Source organism: Haloechinothrix sp. LS1_15, from assembly GCF_033042135.1.
Lineage (GTDB): Bacteria > Actinomycetota > Actinomycetes > Mycobacteriales > Pseudonocardiaceae > Haloechinothrix.
In genome coordinates this window covers 56851-71713 of record NZ_WBXM01000007.1, presented here as the reverse complement: position 1 = coordinate 71713, position 14863 = coordinate 56851, and the positions used below count along the sequence as shown (strand labels likewise).

At 69.8% G+C, this 14863-nt stretch carries 13 protein-coding genes and 1 pseudogene; 13 read left to right on the top strand and 1 reads right to left on the bottom strand.

Annotated elements, in window-relative coordinates:
* Positions 1 to 75 precede the first annotated feature (75 nt).
* The 9 genes and pseudogenes from F8178_RS12385 to F8178_RS12345 all read left to right on the top strand — a co-directional run bounded on the left by F8178_RS12385 (position 76) and on the right by F8178_RS12345 (position 8612).
* Positions 76 to 696, top strand: coding sequence for a GGDEF domain-containing protein (locus tag F8178_RS12385; RefSeq protein ID WP_317494907.1), 621 nt, complete (start codon positions 76 to 78; stop codon positions 694 to 696).
* Positions 697 to 843: 147 nt separating this feature from the next.
* A pseudogene (locus F8178_RS12380) lies at positions 844 to 1794 on the top strand (DUF222 domain-containing protein); the annotation flags it as partial.
* Between the two features lie 493 nt (positions 1795 to 2287).
* Positions 2288 to 3229 carry a methionyl-tRNA formyltransferase gene (gene fmt / locus F8178_RS12375; protein ID WP_317494906.1) on the top strand — a complete coding sequence of 314 codons (942 nt, stop codon included), beginning with the start codon at positions 2288 to 2290 and terminating at the stop codon, positions 3227 to 3229.
* Positions 3226 to 4650, top strand: a complete 1425-nt coding sequence (locus F8178_RS12370) for a transcription antitermination factor NusB (protein ID WP_317494905.1) — start codon at positions 3226 to 3228, stop codon at positions 4648 to 4650. Before fmt ends, F8178_RS12370 begins: the two co-directional genes overlap by 4 nt.
* Before the next feature lie 142 nt (positions 4651 to 4792).
* Positions 4793 to 5467 carry a ribulose-phosphate 3-epimerase gene (gene rpe / locus F8178_RS12365; protein WP_317495090.1) on the top strand — a complete coding sequence of 225 codons (675 nt, stop codon included), beginning with the start codon at positions 4793 to 4795 and terminating at the stop codon, positions 5465 to 5467.
* A 101-nt stretch (positions 5468 to 5568) separates the two neighbouring features.
* A complete protein-coding gene (locus tag F8178_RS12360) occupies positions 5569 to 6240 on the top strand; it encodes a riboflavin synthase (RefSeq protein WP_317494904.1) in 672 nt (223 codons plus the stop codon).
* Positions 6237 to 7574, top strand: coding sequence for a bifunctional 3,4-dihydroxy-2-butanone-4-phosphate synthase/GTP cyclohydrolase II (locus tag F8178_RS12355; protein ID WP_317494903.1), 1338 nt, complete (start codon positions 6237 to 6239; stop codon positions 7572 to 7574). The genes F8178_RS12360 and F8178_RS12355 overlap by 4 nt, the downstream gene beginning before the upstream one ends.
* Positions 7571 to 8077, top strand: coding sequence for a 6,7-dimethyl-8-ribityllumazine synthase (gene ribH / locus F8178_RS12350; RefSeq protein ID WP_317494902.1), 507 nt, complete (start codon positions 7571 to 7573; stop codon positions 8075 to 8077). The genes F8178_RS12355 and ribH overlap by 4 nt, the downstream gene beginning before the upstream one ends.
* A 136-nt stretch (positions 8078 to 8213) precedes the next feature.
* Positions 8214 to 8612 carry a PH domain-containing protein gene (locus F8178_RS12345; RefSeq protein WP_317495089.1) on the top strand — a complete coding sequence of 133 codons (399 nt, stop codon included), beginning with the start codon at positions 8214 to 8216 and terminating at the stop codon, positions 8610 to 8612.
* 21 nt (positions 8613 to 8633) lie between these two features.
* Here F8178_RS12345 and F8178_RS12340 read toward each other — a convergent pair whose 3' ends face one another.
* Entirely contained in the window at positions 8634 to 9431 is a 798-nt protein-coding gene (locus F8178_RS12340) for an exodeoxyribonuclease III (protein WP_317494901.1), read from the bottom strand.
* A 274-nt stretch (positions 9432 to 9705) separates the two neighbouring features.
* On the opposite strand from F8178_RS12340, the gene uvrC reads away from it, so the two are divergent.
* From uvrC to whiA, 4 genes are all read left to right on the top strand, one after another.
* Positions 9706 to 11811: an excinuclease ABC subunit UvrC gene (gene uvrC / locus F8178_RS12335; RefSeq protein ID WP_317494900.1), complete on the top strand. Its 2106-nt coding sequence runs from the start codon at positions 9706 to 9708 to the stop codon at positions 11809 to 11811.
* A gap of 65 nt (positions 11812 to 11876) precedes the next feature.
* Positions 11877 to 12734, top strand: a complete 858-nt coding sequence (gene rapZ, locus F8178_RS12330; RefSeq protein ID WP_317495088.1) for an RNase adapter RapZ — start codon at positions 11877 to 11879, stop codon at positions 12732 to 12734.
* Between the two features lie 87 nt (positions 12735 to 12821).
* Entirely contained in the window at positions 12822 to 13793 is a 972-nt protein-coding gene (gene yvcK / locus F8178_RS12325; protein WP_317495087.1) for a uridine diphosphate-N-acetylglucosamine-binding protein YvcK, read from the top strand.
* The gene (whiA, locus tag F8178_RS12320) at positions 13784 to 14773 is read left to right on the top strand and encodes a DNA-binding protein WhiA (RefSeq protein WP_317494899.1); all 990 of its coding nucleotides are present in this window, start codon (positions 13784 to 13786) and stop codon (positions 14771 to 14773) included. The genes yvcK and whiA overlap by 10 nt, the downstream gene beginning before the upstream one ends.
* Positions 14774 to 14863: the final 90 nt, after the last annotated feature.

Sequence of the window (14863 nt, the reverse complement as noted above, 5' to 3'; positions counted from 1 at the left end):
ATTACCACCGGTGTTTCCCAGCAGTCAACGGTCCATCCCTCGACGCCGTCGCGTGCCAGGCCGATAGTGAGGGGTATGCGTAGCGCGATCACGGTCTACGACCTGGACCGGAGCCCTTCCCACGACGTCCGGTGCACTACCTGCGGGCAACCGCTCGGATGGTGGAACACCGACCGGCTCACCGGCACCCTCGACCGCTGGGGGTGGCAGGAGCGCGCCCAGCGGGAGCTGGACCGCGCGCGGTGCCTGCGCGAGCCGCTGGCAATACTGCTCGTCGACTTGGACTGGTTCAAACGGATCAACGACGAGCTTGGTCATCCCGCCGGGGACACCGCGCTGCAGGCCGTGGCCTCGGTGCTGCGCGGCGGCATCCGGCAGCAGGACGTGCTCGGTCGCTACGGCGGCGACGAGTTCCTGATCCTGCTACCTGGCACGTCTCGTTCGGGTGCTGCCGCTCTCGCCGAACGTGTGGTGCAGGCCGTAGCCACCACGACCGTGGAGGTCACCACAACCGAGGGAACCGCGGTGACGCTCGACGGGTTGACCGTCTCGGCCGGGCTGGCCTGTCGCGACAGCCACGACGAGCTCGACCTGCCGCAGCTGGTGTTGCGGGCCGATGCGGCCTTGCAGCGGGCCAAGCGCGGCGGGCGCGGTCGGGTGAGCGATGCGATGGGTCAGTGGTGCCGCGCCTCGTGACGTCGCCTGTTGACGCGGGGTCGTGTCACTGGAAAGTGTGGAACATGTGTTCGATTGCGGTGTTAGAGTGGGGGTGTGAGCAGGGGAGTTGTTGTTGATCGTCAGGATCCCGGAGTGGCCGGTGAGGCGGCCGGGATCTGGTCGTTGATGACCTCGGAACTGGCGTATGCGTGGTCGCCGCAGGATCTGGTGGCCTTCGCCGCTGGCGACGGGCAGGTGGATTGGCAGCATCTGGGCACCGATGCGGTGGTCGAGCACATCGGCGCCTGCCAGCGGTTGATCGCCCAGGTCCAGGCCAGCCAGCTGGCCGCGATCGCCGAGCTGACCGCCCGGCGCGGGGATGAGCGCGCCACCGCTGACGAGGTCGCGCTGGAAATCGCGGTGGGCAAGCATGCCGCCGACCGCCAGGTCGGGCTGGCGCGCCGGCTGTCCGAGCGGTTTCCGAAGCTGCACGCGGCCATGGTTCGCGGCGAGCTGGATGCCACCAAGGCCGCTCGCATCTGCGACACCGCCGCCACCCTCGATGACGAGCAGGCCGGGCAGCTCGACGAGTTCCTGCAAGGGCGGGTGGCCGGGCGCACCGCCGGAGCGATCCAGCAATCCGCCCGCTACCAGGTCGACCGGCTCGACCCCGACGGCGCGGCCCGCCGCGCCGAACACCGCCGCCGTCAACGCCGGGTCGAAGTGCTGCCCGGTGAGGACGGCATGGCCGAACTCTGCGCCGACCTGCCCGCCGAAACCGCGAGCGCGGCGTATACCCGCATCGACACCCTCGCCCGCGCGGCCCATACCACCGCCGACGAGCGGTCGCTGGACCAGGTCCGCGCCGACGTGCTGGCCGAACTCCTGCTCGGGCACAACCACACCGGCCGCCGCATCGACATCCAGGTCACCGTCCCGGCCGATACCCTGCTCGGCACCGCCGAGCTGCCCGGCATGCTCGGCGGCTACGGGCCACTGCCCGCCCCGGTGGTACGCGAGCTGGCCGCCGACCCCACCAGCACCTGGCGACGACTGATCACCGACCCCGCCAGCGGGCACATCATCGACGTCGGCCGCACCCGCTACCGACCCCCAGCCTCCATGGCCCGCTACGTCCGCACCCGCGACCAACACTGCCGCTTCCCCGGCTGCCACCGACCCGCGCGGCACCGCGGTTGGTCCACCCGCCGTCCGGTAGACGGGGCCCGGCTCGTGCCGGGTCGCGGCTGCCGGAACATTCTCTTGGCGGGTGGACCAGAGCGTCAGATCAAACACTGCGACTTGGACCACAACACCGCCTGGCAACACGGCGGCACCACCACCGCAACCGGGCTCACCACCCTCTGCCGCCGCCACCACCAACTCAAAGACCGACCCGGCTGGCACTACCACCACACCCCCACCGGCGATCTCATCATCACCACCCCCAGCCGACGCCACCACACCAGCCAACCCCCACCAGCAGCCGAACCCCAACCCGAACCCTCACCGCCACAACCCGACCCCAACGACGACCCACCACCCTTCTCACCACGTGGCGCCGGAAACGGCGCCAGCCAGGGCTACCGAGCCCGCACGTTGCGTGGCCACACCGTAGACTCGGCATGCGATGCGCCTGGTCTTCGCTGGAACACCCGATACCGCCGTGCCTTCGCTGCGCGCGTTGCTCGACACGTCACACCACGAGGTGGTCGCCGTGGTGACCCGTCCGGACGCACCAGCAGGCAGGGGCCAGCACGTGGTGCGTTCCCCCGTTGGCAAGCTCGCCGACGAGCACGGCATCGAACTGCTCACCCCGCACAGCAGCAAGGACGCGGACTTTCTCGGGCGGCTGGCCGAGCTACGGCCGGAGGCGTGCGCGGCCGTGGCCTATGGGGGTCTGCTCGGGCAGGAAGCCCTCGACATCCCCGAGCACGGCTGGGTGAACCTGCACTTCTCGCTGCTGCCCGCGTGGCGCGGCGCGGCACCGGTGCAAGCCGCTATCCGCGCCGGTGACGAGTTCACCGGCGCGACCACCTTCCGGATCGTGCGTGAGCTCGACGCCGGACCCGTGTTCGGGGTCGTCACCGAGCCGGTGCGGCCGGACGACACGGCAGGTGATCTGCTGGGTAGGCTCGCGGAGTCGGGAGCGCGACTGCTGGTCTCCACACTCGACGGCATCGCCGACGGCAGCGTGGAAGCCGTCCCGCAACCCGCCGACGGTGTCAGCTACGCCCAGAAGATCACCCCCGAGGACGCCAGGGTGGACTTCACGCTGCCCGCGCTGGCGGTCGACCGGCACGTGCGGGCGGTCACCCCGGAACCCGGAGCGTGGGCGGAGTTTCGAGGAAAGCGGATCAAGCTCGGTCCGTTACGGCATCCCGACGAGGTCGCCGAGCTGGTTGCGCGGCTGGCTCCGGGAGAACTGTCCGCGGGGCGCGACCGTGTGCTGGTCGGCACCGCCACCGAACCACTCGAGCTCGGCGAGGTCCAGATGCAAGGGAAGAAGCGGATGCACGCCGCGGACTGGGCCAGGGGAAGCAAGCTCGAGCAGGGGGAGCGACTGACATGAGCCCGGGCAAGCGTAGGCCGTCGCGTCCCGGTAACACGCGACCCGCCAGGAAGAAGGAAGGCCCCCGTAAGCCACCCGCGGTCGACCCGGCCCGGCGCGTGGCATTCGACACGCTGCAGGCCATCCGCACCCGCGACGCCTACGCCAACCTGGTGCTGCCCGAGTTGTTGCGGGAGCGCGGTATCACCGGCCGGGACGCGGCGCTGGCCACCGAACTCACCTACGGCTCGGCACGGTTGCGCGGGCTGCTCGATGAAGTCATCGCGGCGTGCGCGGACCGGGCGTTGTCGAGTATGGATGGTGACGTGCTCGACGCGTTGCGGCTCGGTGTCTACCAGTTGATGCGGACACGCGTGCCGGCACACGCAGCCGTGGCCGCCACCGTGGACCTGGTGCGAGCCACCGCCGGATCGGCGGTATCCGGATTCGCCAACGCGGTGCTGCGTCGTGCGGCGACCGACGACGAGCAGGGTTGGGTCGAACGGCTGGCACCGCCATACGAGACGGACCCGATCGGGCACCTGGCCATCCGGACGGCGCACCCGGCATGGATCGTACGGGCGTTCGCCGAAGCGCTGGGGGACACCGGCACGGAACTCGCCCAGGCGCTCGAGGCCGACAACACGCGTCCCGAGGTGCACCTGGTGACCAGGCCCGACGCACTCAACGCCGCGGAGCTTGCCGCACTGACCGGGGGAGAGGTGATGCCGTACTCGCCGTACGGGGTGCGGCTGGACGCGGGTAGCGGCGACCTGGCCGACTCGGAACCGATCCGGCAAGGGCTGGCGGCGGTGCAGGACGAGGGCAGCCAGCTGTGCGCGCGGGCGCTGGCTGAGGTGCCGCTCGACGGGAAGCCAGATCGGCGGTGGCTGGACCTGTGCGCGGGCCCCGGCGGTAAGGCGCGGCTGCTCGGTGCACTCGCCGCGTCGACCGGCGCGCATCTGGACGCGGTCGATACGGCCGAGCACCGGGCCGCTCTGGTCCGCGAGGCGGTCGACGGGTTACCGGTGACGGTGCACACCGCCGATGGTCGGGCGAGCGGGTTGTCTCCCGGATACGACCGCGTGTTGGTGGACGCGCCCTGCACCGGGCTCGGCGCGCTGCGGCGGCGTCCCGAGGCGCGGTGGCGCCGATCACCGTCGGACGTGGCCGATCTCACCCGGCTGCAGGGCGAGCTGCTCGCCGAGGCGCTGCGCCTGACGCGCAGCGGGGGCGTGGTCTGCTACGTGGTGTGTACCTTCCATCTGGCCGAGACCGAAGGGCTGGTCGGCGAGGCCGTCCGAACCAGCGGCGCGAGCAGGCTGGATGCGCGGCCGTTCTTCCCTGGCGTGCCGGATCTGGGGGGTGGGCCTGACGTGCAACTGTGGCCTCACCGGCACGGCACCGACGCGATGTACTGCGCGCTGCTCCGGAAGCCGTAACCGGGACCGATAGACTTACACGGAGTGTGACACCAGTGCGAACGGCCGAGGCCATCCGCGCCGCGGTGCCGATGGGCGGCGCTGGTGGTCCAGGCGGTGACCCGATGGCGACGGAACGGGACGTAGCGTGACGAACAAGCCCATGATCGCTCCGAGCATCCTCTCCTCGGACTTTTCCCGGCTCGGCGAGGAGATCGAGGCGGTTTCCGTTGACGGGGACACCCGGGCCGACTGGATCCACGTGGATGTCATGGACGGTCACTTCGTGCCCAACCTCACCATCGGACTGCCCGTGGTCCGCTCGTTGCTGCAGGTCGCTCGGGTGCCGCTGGACTGCCACCTCATGATCGAGGACCCGGATCGTTGGGCACCCGGCTACGCCGAGTCAGGAGCTCACAACGTCACGGTGCACGCCGAAGCTGCGCGTGACCCGGTGATGCTGGCCAAGAACCTGCACGCCGCCGGAGCCCACGCGGGCCTGTCGGTCAAGCCGAACACGCCATTGGACGATTACCTGGACGTGCTGCCGCACTATGACACCTTGCTGATCATGTCCGTCGAACCGGGTTTCGGTGGCCAGGAGTTCATCCCCGAGGTCCTCGACAAGGTGCGCCGTGCACGGAGGCTGGTGGACACCGGCCACCTACGGCTGCTGGTCGAGATCGACGGCGGCATCAACAACGACACGATCGAGCAAGCCGCCGAGGCCGGGGTCGACTGTTTCGTCGCCGGTTCAGCGGTGTACGGGGCGGAGGATCCCGGGCGGGCGATCGCGCATCTGCGGCAGCAGGCGAGGCGACACGGCTGCCGGGGCTGAAGCGGTCGGCTCGGCTCGACCGGCCACGAACGCCCGTGCGGCTCGGAACTGGCCGCAGCGAGCCCCGAGTGGGAGCCTGGACACGAACGAGGAGGCAGGCAATGTTCACCGGCATTGTCGAGGAGATCGGCGAGATCGTCGGTATCGAGCACGTGCCGTCCGCGGCACGGCTGGCCGTGTCGGCTCCGCTGGTGACCACCGACGCGCGGCACGGCGATTCGATCGCGGTGAACGGCGTGTGCCTCACGGTCGTCGATGTCTCCGGTAGCCAGTTCACCGTGGATGTGGTGCACGAGACACTGCAGCGGTCGAGCTTGGGCAAGGTGCACATCGGCGACCGCGTCAACCTCGAACGCGCCAGCGCGGTCGGCGACCGGTTCGGTGGCCATATCGTGCAGGGGCACGTGGACGGTGTGGGAACCTTCCTCTCCAGGGGGCCGGACGGGATGACCCGTTTCTCGCTGCCACCGGAGCTCAACCGTTACGTGGTGGAGAAGGGTTCGATCGCCGTCGACGGCGTCTCGCTGACCGTGGCGCGGCTGGACGGCGACGAGTTCAGCGTCGCTCTCATCCCGACCACCCTGGAGATGACCGTGCTCGGCGCCAAGGCGCCGTCGGATCCGGTCAATATCGAGGTCGACATCCTCGCCAAGTATGTTGAGAAGCTGATACGACCGCACCGTGACGACGGTGACGCTACCGACTCCGGCGCCCCGCACCGAGCCACTTCGGAGGACAATGGCGGTGAGCCGGAAGCCGAGGAGAGGGCATGACCAACATCGAGCGCGCGATCGCCGACATCGCCGCCGGTAAGCCCGTCGTCGTGGTCGACGACGAGGACAGGGAGAACGAGGGCGACCTGATTTTCGCCGCCGAGAAGGCGACACCCGAACTCGTCGCGTTCATGGTGCGTTACACCTCCGGCTACATCTGCGTACCGCTGACCGAGTACGACGCCGACCGGCTCAACCTGCCGCCGATGTTCCACACCAACCAGGACGCGCGGGGTACCGCCTACACGGTCACCGTCGACGCCAGGGAAGGTGTCGGCACCGGGATATCGGCGTCCGATCGCGCACGCACGATCAAGCTGCTGGCCGACCGGTCGGCCACCGCTGACGACTTCACCCGCCCCGGACACGTCGTCCCGCTGCGCGCCAAGGAGGGCGGGGTGCTGCGCAGGCCGGGACACACCGAGGCCTCGGTGGATCTGGCGCGCATGGCCGACCTGCGGCCCGCAGGCGTGCTCTGCGAGATCGTGTCGCAGAAGGACGAAGGCGAGATGGCGCGCTACGACGAGCTGGTGGTCTTCGCCGAGGAACACGAGCTGACGCTGATCACCATCGCCGACCTGATCGCCTACCGGAAGCGCACCGAGAAACAGGTCGAGCGTGTCGCGGAGGCTCGCGTCCCGGTCCGGTACGGCACGTTCCGCGCCATCGGTTACGACAGCCTGCTGGACGGCATCGAGCACATCGCGTTCGTCTACGGCGAGATCGGCGACGGCGAGGACGTGCTCGTTCGGGCGCACTCCGAATGCCTGACCGGTGACGTTTTCGGGTCGTTGCGCTGCGACTGCGGCCCACAACTCGAGGCGGCGCTGCAGGCGGTGGCCGAGGAGGGGCGCGGGGTGGTGCTCTACATCCGCGGCCACGAGGGGCGCGGTATCGGCTTGCTGCACAAGCTGCAGGCCTACCAGCTGCAGGACGACAACGGGCAGGACACGGTGGACGCCAACCTGGCACTCGGGGTGCCAGCGGACGCGCGAGACTACGGCACCGGCGCGCAGATCCTGGTCGATCTGGGGATCAAGTCCATGCGCCTGCTCACCAACAACCCGGCCAAGCGGGTCGGTCTCGAGGGGTACGGGCTCCGGGTCACCGGGCGGGTTCCGCTGCCCACCTCTCCGACCTCGGAGAATTACCGGTACCTGCAGACCAAGCGGGACCGGATGGGGCACGAGCTGGCGCACCTCGAACAGTTCGACGAGGTGGGTGCCGCGTTACATACCGGGCGAACCGCCGGGACCGCTGCCACCACCGACGGCAGCGGCGACGGAACCAACCGGACCGCGATGGGACACGAGGACGGTGGTGTGCGGGCATGAGTGGCCAGGGGCGGCCCGAGATCGAGTTGGATCTCAGTGACTGCGAGAACCTCAGGGTGGCCATCGCCGCGACCCGGTGGCACCCGCGGATCACCGACAACCTGCTGGAGCGGGCGCGCACCGCGTGCGCCGAGGCCAGGCTCAGCGACGGACCCACCGTTGTGCGGGTGGCGGGTGCCATGGAGCTGCCGGTGGTAGTGCAATCCCTGGCAAGGGACCACGACGCGGTGGTCGCGCTCGGCGTGGTGATCCGCGGTGGCACACCGCATTTCGACTACGTCTGCGACGCGGTCACCACGGGCTTGACGCGGGTGGCGCTCGACGAGGCCACCCCGATCGGCAACGGCGTGCTCACCTGTGACACCGAGCAGCAGGCATTGGACCGTGCGGGCCTGCCGTCCTCGGTCGAGGACAAGGGATACGAGGCCGCGGCGGCCGCGCTGGACACCGCACACGTGCTGCGGGGGTTGCGGCAACCGTGGACCGAGCGCGGGTTCGTGTAGCCGACCGGGTTACGCGAGCGGCGGGGTTTCCCGCGCCCGCGGCCCCCAGAACGACACCGAGCGGGGTGAGGAAACCGTGAACAGCAACAACGTCGATTCCGACCAGGTGCAGTACCGGCCACGCAAGGTCCTGTGGATGACCGTGCCGTGCGCCATCGCGATCGTCGCCGCCTTCACCGCCGTGGGGTTGCTGCTGCGCACCTCCGAGACCGGCGTGATCTTCTACACGTCCGACCAGATCGCCATGATCATCGTCGGTCTCATTCTGGCGGGCCTGACGATGCTGTGGGCGGTGCCCCGGGTGCGGGCGACCAGCGAGGGGATCGAGGTGCGCAACGTGCTCACCAAGCGCTGGTTCACCTGGGACGAGATACTCTCGGTGAGCTTTCCCGATGGGGCATCGTGGGCGCGGCTGGAGCTACCCGACGACGAGTACTACTCGGTGATGGCGGTGCAGGCGGTGGACAGGCACTACGCGGTCGAGGCGGTCCGGACGTTGCGGAAGCTCCATAAACAAGCCCACCAGCGCAGCTGACGGCTCGGGTCCCCCGCGCTCTCAGAGATCCACGTCGACGACCACGGGGGCGTGGTCGGACGCGCCCTTGCCCTTGCGCTCCTCGCGGTCGACGTAGGCGTCGGTGACCCGCGTGGTCACCGCCGCGTTACCGTACGCGAGATCGATGCGTATCCCCTTGTTCTTCGGAAACGCCAACCCCCGGTAGTCCCAGTAGGTGAACGGCCGGTCGTACTTCAGCGGACGCGGAACGATGTCCTCCAACCCCGCCTCGCGCAGCATCGCGAGCGCCTTGCGCTCGGCCTCGGTGGTGTGTGTCGTCTGCTCGAACTCGGCGGTGTCCCAGACGTCCTCGTCGGCCGGGGCGATGTTGAAATCCCCGAGCACCGCGAAGGGCCGCCCATCGGCCAACTCGGCGGTGGCGGTCGCGCGAAGCGCCTCCAGCCACCGCAGCTTGTAGGTGTAGTGCGGATGCTCCACGTCTCGGCCGTTCGGCACGTACACAGACCAGATCCGCACCGGGCCGCAGGTCGCGCCGACCGCCCGAGGCTCGGGCACAGGGTCCGTACCATCCTCGGCCGCGTACCCGGGCTCGTCACGCAACCCCCTGGTGACCTCGCCCAGCCCGGCACGCGACAGGATGGCTACCCCGTTCCAGCGCCCGGTGCCGTGCGCGGCGACCTCGTAGCCGAGCTCGGCGACCGCATCGGTGGGGAAGTTCTCGGCGGCGCACTTCAATTCCTGGAGGCACACCACGTCCGGCGAGGCGGCGGACAGCCAGTCCACCAGCCGGGACCGCCGCGCCCCGATCGAGTTGACGTTCCAGGTGGCGATGCGCATGCCGGGATGTCCTCTCGTGTGTTCGGCAGGATGGTGGGCCGCGCTGCGGCGGTGACCACGGATCGGGGTCACGGAAAGTCTGCCACAGAGCCATGTCCGTGGCCGCCGTCCCCGGCGACCGGCCAGGATCGGGCCCCGACGGGACCCCGCACGGTAGGTCACCCTGCCACGGACCACCGACACCGGCCGTACCACGGCCGTACCATGGCGGTGACCGGCGCGGGAGGGTCACCGGGTGGGAGCTCGCCGCTCGGTCGACCCGTACGCTGAAGGTGTGGCCGATCCGTCCACCTACCGACCCGCACCACGAGACATTCCCGACGCACCGGGCGTGTACCGCTTCAGGGACGCCAGCGGCAGGGTGATCTACGTCGGTAAGGCCAAGAGCCTGCGCAGCAGGCTCGGCTCGTACTTCGCCGACCTCAGCAGCCTGCATCCCCGCACGCGCCAGATGGTCACCACGGCCTCCGGCGTCGACTGGACCGTGGTGGCCACCGAGGTGGAGGCGCTACAGCTCGAGTACACCTGGATCAAGGAGTTCGACCCCCGGTTCAACGTGCGGTACCGGGATGACAAGTCCTACCCGGTGCTCGCGGTGACCATGCACGAGGAGTACCCGCGTCCCCACGTGTACCGGGGCCCGAGGAAGAAGGGCGTGCGCTACTTCGGGCCGTACGCCCACGCGTGGGCGATCCGGGAGACCCTCGACCTACTGTTGCGGGTGTTTCCCGCCCGGACCTGCAGCAACACGGTGTTCCGCAGGCACACCCAGATCGGGCGGCCGTGCCTGCTCGGCTATATCGGCAAGTGCTCGGCCCCGTGCGTCGGCAGGGTCAACGCCGAGGAACACCGGACGATCGTGCAACAACTGTGCGAGTTCCTCTCGGGCAGGACCGACAACATGGTTCGCGAACTGGAGCGCGACATGAACCGCGCGGCCGAGGACCTGGACTTCGAACGAGCCGCGCGGCTGCGTGACGATGTGGCAGCGCTCCGCAAGGCCATGGAGAAGCAGTCCGTGGTTTTCGGTGACGGGACCGATGCGGATGTGGTCGCGTTCGCGCACGACGAGCTGCAGGCCGCCGTGCAGGTATTCCACGTGCGTGGCGGTCGGGTCCGCGGGCAGCGAGGCTGGGTGGTCGACGTCGACGAGGCCCCGGTCGACGATGCCGACGGCGGCGAGCACGCGGCTTCGGGCGCCGGGCACGAGGCGGTAGGCGCGGATCGCGAGGAGGCGGTGCGCGCGCAGCTCGTGACGCAGTTCCTCACCCAGTTCTACGGCCAGCAGGCGGAACTGGCCGAACAGGTCGCCGATAGCGGACCGCCGGTGCCGAAACACGTACTGGTCCCCACGTTGCCTGCCGACGTCGACGCGCTGGCGCGTTGGTTGAGCGAGCTGCGCGGCTCCCGGGTGCGGTTGCGTGTCCCGCAGCGAGGGGACAAGCGCGCGCTGGCCGACACCGTGGCCCGCAACGCCTCGGAAGCGCTCGCGCAGCACAAGCTGCGCCGCGCGGGCGACCTCACCGCCCGGTCGGCTGCGCTGTCCGAACTGCAGGAACAGCTCGGGTTGGACACCGCGCCGCTGCGGATCGAGTGTGTGGACGTTTCCCACATCCAGGGCAGCGATGTGGTCGCCTCGCTCGTGGTGTTCGAGGACGGCGTACCGCGCAAGTCGGAGTACAAGCGCTTCTCAATCAAGCAGGCGGCCAGCGAGGGAGACGTGGCCGCCATCGCCGAGGTGGTCCGGCGTCGATTCGCCAGGTACGTCGCCGAAAGCAGCGGCGCCACCGAGACCGGCGAGCCCGGTGACAGCGGTGAAACCAGTGAACGCGCCGGGGTGGGTGGCGCGGTGGGAAGTGGTGAACCGGCCCGGCCCGCCAAGTTCGCCTACCCGCCGAACCTGCTCGTGGTCGACGGGGCCGGGCCGCAGGCCACCGCCGCGGCCGACGCGCTGGCCGACCACGGCGTCACCGACGTCGCCGTGGTCGGGCTCGCCAAGCGGCTCGAAGAGGTCTGGCTTCCAGGGGAACCCGATCCGGTGATCTTGCCCCGCAGCTCGGAGGCGCTCTACCTGCTGCAGCGCGTACGCGACGAGGCCCACCGGTTCGCGGTCCGGTATCACCGCACCAAGCGGTCCCGTAGGGTGCAGGCGTCCGAACTGGATTCCGTTCCCGGACTGGGGCAAGCCCGCAAGGCCGCGTTGATCAAGCACTTCGGCTCGGTCAAGAAGCTGAAGCAAGCGACGGTCGAAGAGATCGCCGGGGTGCGCGGGGTCGGCAGGCACACGGCGGAGGTGGTGCACGCCGCGCTGCACGGCATCGGCGGGCCCGCCGGTGGCACGCAAGGCACGAGAGACAGACAGGAACCCGAGACACGATGAACCAACCGATGAGTCACCCCAGCGGACCGCCCCAACCGTCCGACCCGTCCGGAGCGGGCTCCGGCATGGATGTCGCGGTGGTGACGGGCCTGTCCGGAGCGGGCCGCAGCACGGCTGCCAAGTGCCTCGAGGACCTCGGGTGGTTCGTGGTGGACAACCTGCCCCCCGAGCTGATCGTGACCATGGTCGAGCTCGGGGCGCAGGCCCGCGGCGCGATCACCAAGGTGGCCGTGGTGATGGACGTGCGCTCGCGCGCGTTCACCGACGATCTGGCCTCGGTGATCAAGGAACTCGACACGACCGGCTACAAGCCGAGGGTGCTGTTCCTGGAGGCCTCCGACTCGGTGCTGGTCCAGCGGTTCGAGGAAGTACGGCGCGGCCACCCCATGCAGGGTGACGGCAGGCTCGCCGACGGCATCAGCGCGGAACGAACCCTGCTGGAGCCGTTGCGGGACGAGGCCGATCTCGTGGTGGACACCTCCACGCTGTCGGTGCACGAGCTCCGTGCCAAGATCGAGGACGCGTTCGGGTCGGAAGCCAGCATGCGGACGAGGGTGACGGTGCTGTCGTTCGGCTACAAGTACGGTCTGCCGATGGACGCCGACCTGGTGATGGACGTCCGGTTCCTGCCCAACCCGTTCTGGATCCCGGAGCTGCGCGAACTGTCGGGTCTGGATAACGAGGTGCGCAACTACGTGCTGAGCCAGGAGGGGGCGGAGGACTTCCTCGCGCAGTACCAGCAACTGCTCCGCCTGGTGGGTGCCGGCTACCGCAGGGAGGGCAAGCGGTACCTGACGCTCGCCGTGGGCTGCACGGGGGGCAAACACCGGAGCGTGGCCATTTCCGAGGAACTGGCCAGGCGGATGTCAGCCGAGGACGGTACGGCGGTGAAGGTGGTGCATCGGGACCTGGGTCGTGAGTGAGGGAGCGAATGATCACCAGCAGCGACGAGGTGGCAGGCCGGTTCGGCGTTGCCGGGCGGGATCGTGTCCATGACTGACCGGCGAGGCCTGCGGGTGGTCGCGCTCGGTGGCGGGCACGGCCTGCACGCCACGCTGACCGCGATGCGCAGGATCACCTCGGATGTCACCGCGGTGGTCACTGTGGCCGACGACGGCGGCTCGTCGGGCAGACTCCGGCGCGAGCTAGGGATCCTGCCGCCCGGTGATCTACGGCAGGCGCTGTCGGCGCTGGCTTCCGCGGAGGACGGGGACGAGCTGTGGCCCCGGGTGTTCCAGAGCCGGTTCGGCGGAACCGGGGCGCTGGCCGGGCACGCGGTCGGCAACCTGCTGCTCGCGGGATTGTTCGAGGTGACGGCTGATCCGGTCAGGGCGCTCGACGAGGCATGCCGGTTGCACGGGATCTCGGGCAGGGTACTGCCGGTGTCGACCGAGCCGTTGTGCATCGAGGCGCAGGTATCCGGCCTGAACGGGAGCCCGGAGTGGCACACCATCCGCGGCCAGGTGGCCGTGGCGAGCACCCCGGGGAAGGTGCAGCGTATCAGCCTGTACAGCGAACAGGACCCGGAAAGGGCGCCGCGTGCCTGCGGCGCGGCGGTCGACGCCGTACTCGGTGCCGACGTGGTACTGCTCGGGCCGGGTTCGTGGTTCACAAGCGTCCTGGTGCACCTGCTGCTACCGGAGCTGCACGAGGCACTGGTGACCACAGAGGCCACCACGGTCGTGATCCTCAACCTCGTCCCCCAGCCGGGGGAGACCGGCGGGTTCTCACCGGAGCAGCACCTCGACGTACTCTGCGATCATGCGCCCGAGCTGGAGGTCGATGCGGTGATCGCCGATCGAGCATCGGTGCCGATGCCGGCCCGGTTGTACCGGGCGGCGGCGCGCCTCGGGGGACACGCCTATCTGGCCGACGTCGCCGCTCCCGGCGTCGCCGGACGGCATTCCCCTGATGCGCTGGCGAGGACTGTGCGAGAGGCTCTCGGGATACCCGAGGCCGGAATGGAGGGGCCATGGCGATGACCGCGGCGGTGAAGGACGAGCTCAGCCGCCTCGAGGTGAGCAAGACCGGTCCGCGCCGGGCCGAGGTCGCCGCGATGCTGCGTTTCGCGGGGGGCCTGCACATCGTTTCCGGCAAGGTGGTCGTGGAAGCCGAGCTGGACACCGGCTCCGCGGCCCGCAGGCTCCGCAAGGAGATTCACGACCTCTACGGCTACCAGTCGGACGTACACGTCATCACCTCCAGCGGGCTCCGCAAGGGCACCCGATACGTGGTGCGCGTTGTCAAGGGCGGGGACGGCCTGGCACGCCAGACGGGGCTGATCGATCAGCGGGGCAGGCCGGTGCGTGGGCTGCCCGCCGCCGTCGTGTCCGGTTCGCTGTCCGAGGCCGAGGCGGCGTGGCGAGGGGCGTTCCTGGCCCACGGTTCGCTGACCGAACCGGGACGATCCTCGGCGTTGGAGATCACCTGCCCCGGGCCGGAAGCCGCGCTGGCCTTGGTCGGGGCGGCCCGCAGGCTGGGTATCACCGCGAAGTCCCGCGAGGTGCGCGGCGCGGATCGCGTCGTGGTCCGCGACGGCGACGCCATCGGCGCGTTGCTGACCCGGCTGGGTGCTCATACGAGTGTGCTCGCGTGGGAGGAGCACCGGACACGTCGCGAGGTGCGGGCCACTGCCAACCGGCTGGCCAACTTCGACGACGCCAACCTGCGCCGCTCGGCGCGCGCGGCGGTTGCCGCGGCGGCCAGGGTCGAGCGCGCGATGGACATCTTGGGTGACGAAGCGCCCGAGCACCTGGTCAGCGCGGGCAGGCTCCGGCTGGCCAACCGGCAGGCTTCGCTGGAGGAGCTGGGTCAGCGATCGGACCCGCCGATGACCAAGGACGCCATCGCGGGCCGGATCCGCAGGCTGCTGGCTATGGCCGACAAGCGAGCGACGGAACTCGGCATCCCGGACACCGAATCGGCTGTCACCGACGAGCTGCTCGAGGAGGGGGAGCACTGACCAACGCTGCGCGGGAGTCAGCCGCGGTGCGGGAAACCGCAGGCGCCCGCCACGCACCCGTGGCCGCCGCGACCACACGCGGCACGCTAC